The 5,981-nt window shown below is 44.9% G+C and carries 4 protein-coding genes and 1 other RNA gene; 4 read left to right on the top strand and 1 reads right to left on the bottom strand.

Annotated elements, in window-relative coordinates; translation table 11 throughout:
• Positions 1-466 precede the first annotated feature (466 nt).
• Complete coding sequence (clpB, locus tag AB1797_12660; protein ID MEW5768444.1) at positions 467-3,055, bottom strand: ATP-dependent chaperone ClpB; 2,589 nt, start codon at positions 3,053-3,055, stop codon at positions 467-469.
• Between the two features lie 505 nt (positions 3,056-3,560).
• On the opposite strand from clpB, the gene AB1797_12655 reads away from it, so the two are divergent.
• The 4 genes from AB1797_12655 to ssrA all read left to right on the top strand — a co-directional run bounded on the left by AB1797_12655 (position 3,561) and on the right by ssrA (position 5,732).
• Positions 3,561-3,800 (top strand): DUF2283 domain-containing protein, encoded by a 240-nt coding sequence (locus tag AB1797_12655; protein MEW5768443.1) that lies wholly within the window; start codon positions 3,561-3,563, stop codon positions 3,798-3,800.
• A 321-nt stretch (positions 3,801-4,121) separates the two neighbouring features.
• Entirely contained in the window at positions 4,122-4,907 is a 786-nt protein-coding gene (locus AB1797_12650) for a hypothetical protein (GenBank protein MEW5768442.1), read from the top strand.
• Positions 4,908-4,922: 15 nt separating this feature from the next.
• Entirely contained in the window at positions 4,923-5,255 is a 333-nt protein-coding gene (locus AB1797_12645; protein MEW5768441.1) for a hypothetical protein, read from the top strand.
• 117 nt (positions 5,256-5,372) lie between these two features.
• Positions 5,373-5,732: a transfer-messenger RNA gene (gene ssrA / locus AB1797_12640) on the top strand.
• The last annotated feature ends 249 nt before the right edge of the window (positions 5,733-5,981 follow it).

The raw sequence follows: 5,981 nt of genomic DNA, 5'->3' as shown, positions 1-5,981 counted from the left end.
TAGAATTTAGGCCAATTTTAGCGGCCCAACCGCTTTGATGGTCCGATCCCCTAAAAATTTTCCTCTTTTCCTCATCCCCTAAAAATTTTCCTCTTTTCCTCAACTTTTCGCTTGACTTACTCATTTTTATATACTATAATCCAAGATCACAAGCCTCAAAGCACTAAGAAACATCTGGGGGGCACTTCTATGACACTTCTTCCGGATTACCCTGAAATCAAAATTCCTATCAGCCTATCAGCCAATTCCTATCAGCAATTCCTATCAGCTATCAGCTTCCTATCAGCTTATCTTTAGCTGTGAGTGTTAATTTATACCTTGATAATTGAAGATTAATTTGTAGCCACCAACCTTTCCCTATCCAACCTTGTTTATAACTGTTTACCTTGTAGTAAAGATTAGAGATGAGATTTACCAATTCACTATTATAATGATAAGACAGAACCTTGGGAGGTTCCCTTTAGAGCTACACCTTACAAAAAATAATCTCCCCGCCCCTTGCATCCACCTTAACCTGATCCCCCTCCTTAAATTCTCCGCCTAATATCCTCAGAGCCAACGGATCCTGAATCAATTTCTGAATGGTTCGTCTCAAGGGTCTGGCCCCAAAGGCAGGGTCATATCCCTTTTCGGCCAGAAAGGCCTTAGCCTCCTCAGTCAGGGTAAGCTCTATCTTTCGCTCTGAAAGTCTCCGTTTAAGATCAAGCCACTGTATCTCAACGATCTCTTTGATCCGGGCTTGATCCAGGGAATTAAAGATAATCATCTCATCGATCCTGTTTAAAAATTCTGGCCGAAACTGGGCCCGCAGGGCCTCAAAGACCCTTTTTCTCATCCCCTCCGGATCTTGGGCGGCCATCTCCTGAATAAAATGACTGCCGATATTAGAGGTCATAATAACCACCGTGTTTTTGAAATCTACGGTTCGGCCATGACCATCGGTCAAACGGCCGTCATCAAGTATCTGAAGGAGGAGATTAAATACCTCGGGATGGGCCTTCTCGATCTCATCGAAGAGGATGACGGAATAAGGCCGGCGGCGAATCTTTTCGGTCAGATAGCCCCCTTCCTCGTAACCCACATATCCGGGAGGGGCGCCAATAAGCCTGGCCACCGAGTGTCTCTCCATAAACTCCGACATATCTATCCTGACCATCGCCGCTTCATCATCAAAGAGAAAGGCGGCCAGGGCCTTGGAAAGCTCTGTCTTGCCCACCCCGGTCGGCCCCATAAAAATAAAGGAGCCTATCGGCCGGTTTGGGTCTGACAGCCCTGAACGGGACCGTCTGACGGCATTGGAGATAGCGGAGATGGCTTCATCCTGTCCCACCACTCGGTGCCGCAATCGCTCTTCCATCCGAAGGAGCTTTTCTCTTTCCCCTTCGCATAATCGGCTTACCGGGACGCCGGTCCATTTGGAGACAACTTCCGCAATGTCCTCCTCGTCTACCTCTTCCTTCAGCATCCGTTTTACTCCCTGAAGCTCCTGAAGCCTTTTACTCTGGCTGGCCAGTTCCTTTTCCAGTCCGATAATAACGCCGTATCTAAGTTCAGCTACCCGTCCCAGATTGCCAGCCTGCTCAGCTAATTCTTCCTCCCGTTTAGCCTCGTCTATTTGCTCCTTTATCCGCCGCATCTGGCTGATAATTTCACGTTCGTTCTGCCAATGGGAGCTTAAAGCCGCCTTAGCTTCATTAAGGTCGGCCAGTTCCTGTTCGATCCTGGCCAATCTTTCCTTGGAGGCCTCATCTTTCTCTTTCTTCAGGGCTTCTCGCTCAATTTGACGCTGCATAATCTTACGGTGGATTTCGTCTATCTCTTCCGGTCGGGAATCTATCTCGATGCGTAAACGAGAGGCCGCCTCATCGATCAGGTCGATGGCCTTATCTGGTAAAAACCGATCAGAGATATACCGGTGAGAAAGCACGGCCGCGCTAACCAGAGCGGCATCCTTGATCTTAACCCCGTGGTGAACTTCGTAGCGTTCTTTAAGTCCCCTCAGGATAGAGATGGTATCTTCTACCGAAGGCTCGGCCAGGAAGATCGGCTGGAACCTCCTTTCCAGAGCCGCATCCTTTTCAATATATTTCCGGTATTCATCCAGGGTGGTGGCGCCAATACAGCGAAGCTCTCCCCGGGCCAGAGCCGGTTTTAACATATTGGAGGCATCCACCGCCCCTTCGGCTGCCCCGGCTCCCACCAAGGTATGAAGTTCGTCAATAAAAAGGACCACCCGACCGGCGGCCTGTTCTATCTCAGCTAGGACCGCCTTAAGCCTATCCTCAAACTCGCCCCGATATTTAGCCCCGGCTACCAAGGCCCCAATGTCCATGGCCAGGACGCGTTTTTCTTTTAATCCATCCGGCACATCCCCGGAGGCAATCCGCCTGGCCAACCCCTCACTAATGGCCGTCTTACCCACGCCAGGCTCGCCAATAAGGACAGGATTATTTTTCGTCCTTCGGGAGAGGACCTGGATGACCCTCCTTATCTCCTCGTCCCGGCCAATAACCGGATCAAGCTTGCCGGCTCTGGCCAGCTCGGTCAAATCACGGGCAAATCGTTTAAGGGCCTGGTATTTGTCCTCAGGGGTCTGATCAGTCACCCGCTGGGTGCCGCGAATATCTACTAATGCCTTTAGAATATTATCTTTATTCACCCCAAATTCCCGCATGACCCTTCCGGCGGCCCCTTCTTTATCTTCTGAGAGGACAATTAAGAGATGCTCCGTGCTTACATACTCGTCTTTGAGTCGATTGGCTTCTTCCTGGGCGGTCTGGAAAGATTTGGCCAGGTTAGGGGCCAGATAGAGCTGACCGGCCGCCCCCCCATAAACCTTAGGGACCCTGGCCAATTCCGCTTCCGCTTCTCTCTGGACAGCCCCAGGATTAACCCCAAGTTTCTGAAGAATAGGTATGACGATCCCCTCTTTTTGTGAAAGCAAGGCCGAAAGTAAATGAATAGTATCCACCTGCTGATGCGCCAGGCCTTCTGCCTTTTGCTGGGCCTCAGCTACAGCCTCCTGGGCCTTTAAGGTAAATCGATCGAATCTCATTTATTACATATCCTCCTCATTTCAAATTTAGGACTTTAGCCCCCGATCCTGAGCACCAATCATCTCTTATCGACTAACTGATTCAGAATAATATCATAACTTCGGTAATTTGTCAATAATTCAAGTTTCGAGCTTATTCTCCTTGACTTTAATGATATTTCTTGATATAATTAAAGTAGATTCTGGAGATAAGGAAAGATGTCCGTCAAATCTAAATTTGATTATACTAAACATGCTGAAGAAAGAATGGAAGAAAGAAGGGTATCAGAAGAACAATTAGACTGACAGTCCTTTCCCCTGATGATTGGCATGAGGGAAAAGATGGTGAAATAATTTCTACGAAGAAATTTGGTAAAAGAAAAATAGAAGTGGCGTACTTATCGTTACCCAAGAGACCCAAATCTTGACCGTAATGCATTTTGGCTCTTTACGACAAACTTGATTGGATAGATCGTTACCCAAGAGACCCAAAATCTTGACCGTAATGAGCAGTTAGGAGGAAAAAATGAAGCTTACTTATGACGAAAAAGCCGATGCGATCTATATCTATCTAAATGAAAAAGAAGTAGCTAAAACAGTGCGGGTCTCTAATCGAGTGATAGTAGATTTAGATAAAGAGGGGAACTTGCGGGGAATCGAAGTGCTTTTTGTTAGCAAGGCCCTGGCAGATACTGATTTCTCTCATATCTCTCTTCAGTTGCCCAAGGTGGGTGAGGTTGATTTGCGGTTACCCGTGTCATTATAAAGGAAAAAGGGGATGAAGCTTAAATTTTTGTGACTTAGGATACTATACTTTTGCACTTTTTTGTAACTACTTGAAATATAAATACCTTACAATAACCTCTTGTCATTCCCGCCAAAGCGGGAATCCAGTAATATCAAGGCTTCTGGATTCTTGCTTGCGCAGGAATGACAAAAAGTGAAAAAGTATAGTGAGGATAAAATTTCTACTAAAATATCTTCAGAATGTGCAAAGGGGTTTCAGGGGGATGTCTCCCCTGACTATTTTGTCAAAACATTCAGAAATCAAATTTTTATCAGTAGTTGCTAAAGATAAGGAGAAATAATGAGTTACTTAGAGATTTTGGGACTGGTGGTTACCGGAGGGGGCACATTAGCCTCTATCCTGGGGGTCTTTTTTGCCATATATGCAAAACAGAATGGTAAGGTAACGAGAGAGTTCATGGCTAAAACTATGGCAGAAGAAAACAAAAATATGAGAGAATTCCTTGCTAAAATCACGGCAGAAGAAAATAAAGATATGAAAGAATTCACTGCTAAAATCACGGCAGAAGAAAATAAAAATATGAGAGAATTCCTTGCTAAAAGCACGGTAGAAGAAAATAAAGATATGAAAGAATTCATTGCTAAAATTACGGCAGAAGAAAATAAAAATATGAGAGAATTCCTTGCTAAAATCACGGCAGGAGAAAATAAAGATATGAAAGAGTTCGTTGCTAAAACCACGGCAGAAGAAAACAAAAATATGAGAGAATTCCTTGCTAAAACCACGGCAGAAGAAAACAAAAATATGAGAGAATTCCTTGCTAAAACCACGGCAGAAGAAAACAAAAATATGAGAGAATTCCTTGCTAAAATCACGGCAGAAGAAAATAAAGATATGAAAGAATTCACTGCTAAAATCACGGCAGAAGAAAACAAAAATATGAGAGAATTCCTTGCTAAAACCACGGCAGAAGAAAACAAAAATATGAGGGAATTCCTTGCTAAAACCACGGCAGAAGAAAACAAAAATATGAGGGAATTCTTAGCAACTGTCCTTGAAAGGATGGACAGAAAGGGAGAGGAAAGGCATCTTGAGGTGCTTTCAAGGATAGAAAAGCCTCATTGACAATAAGGAGAGATAATGAGTTACTTAGAAATTTTGGGATTGGTGGTTACCGGAGGGGGCACCTTAGCCTCCATCCTGGGGGTCTTTTTTGCCATATATGCAAAACAGAACGGTAAGGTAACGAGAGGGTTCATGGCGGAAGAGAATAAGAATATGAAGGAGTTTATTGCTTACGAAAATAAAGATATGCGGGAGTTTATTGCTTACGAAAATAAAGATATGCGGGAGTTTATGGCTCAAGAAAACAGAAATATGAGGGAATTTCTGGCAAGTGTCCTTGAAAGAATGGACAGAAAGGGAGAGGAAAGGCATCTTGAGGTGCTTTCAAGGATAGAAAAGTCTCGTTGACCTATTATCCCTATTAGTGGCCAGAAGAAATCGAAAGGTCAGATGAAAGATACGATAGAGGGAAAATACGGTATGACCTCTATAAAGCAAGTATCTCGGTGATATATAAAAAATAGAGGGGGCGAAACGGTTTCGACGGGGATGAATCAGGGTAGTGGCTGCGTATCGAGGATTCCGCTTGTCACTCGTAAAACCGGCGGTAAACAAATAAACGCCAACAGTGAATTGGCTCTGGCTGCTTAATTTAGCGGCCACATCCGGCTCGATTTTGCCTGGTGGATTGAGTTAGGGTGTCACCTTAGCCAGGATAGCTGGTTTCCTTGGCTTAGGGGGAATCAGCGAAACTAAATAAGCTGGTATCCCTGGTATCTAGCCACGGGGGAGATCAGGGATATGAGATGAAAACCCGGGCTACATACGTAGAGGTCGCTATCAAGACATCTTCGGACGTGGGTTCGACTCCCACCGCCTCCACCATTTATAGTGAACGACATAAATAAGTTGAGATGTTTACTGTAGGGGTATCTACAATCAAGTTAAAAAAGTAAGCTCATTACAGATTATAGTGCTATGGGTTAAGTTTCATCTCCTTTTGTACCGACAGCGTCGGCATAAGAGCTTCCCCTCCCTTGATGCTTATCCTTACCCACAAATTGGGTAAAAGGATGGGGTAAACAAGAGCCTGCCTTGATGAAAATCAAGGATAAACCACGAAGAGCACGAAGG

It is taken from the genome of bacterium (assembly GCA_040753085.1).
In the GTDB taxonomy this organism is placed as follows: Bacteria; UBA9089; JASEGY01; order JASEGY01; family JASEGY01; genus JASEGY01.
This window is presented reverse-complemented; position numbering and strand designations above follow the sequence as displayed.

Bases quoted from the DNA above. Each gene is read 5' to 3' on its own strand.
- clpB (MEW5768444.1), bottom strand. From the start codon at position 3,055: ATGAGATTCGATCGATTTACCTTAAAGGCCCAGGAGGCTGTAGCTGAG.
- AB1797_12655 (MEW5768443.1), top strand. From the start codon at position 3,561: ATGAAGCTTACTTATGACGAAAAAGCCGATGCGATCTATATCTATCTA.
- AB1797_12650 (MEW5768442.1), top strand. From the start codon at position 4,122: ATGAGTTACTTAGAGATTTTGGGACTGGTGGTTACCGGAGGGGGCACA.
- AB1797_12645 (MEW5768441.1), top strand. From the start codon at position 4,923: ATGAGTTACTTAGAAATTTTGGGATTGGTGGTTACCGGAGGGGGCACC.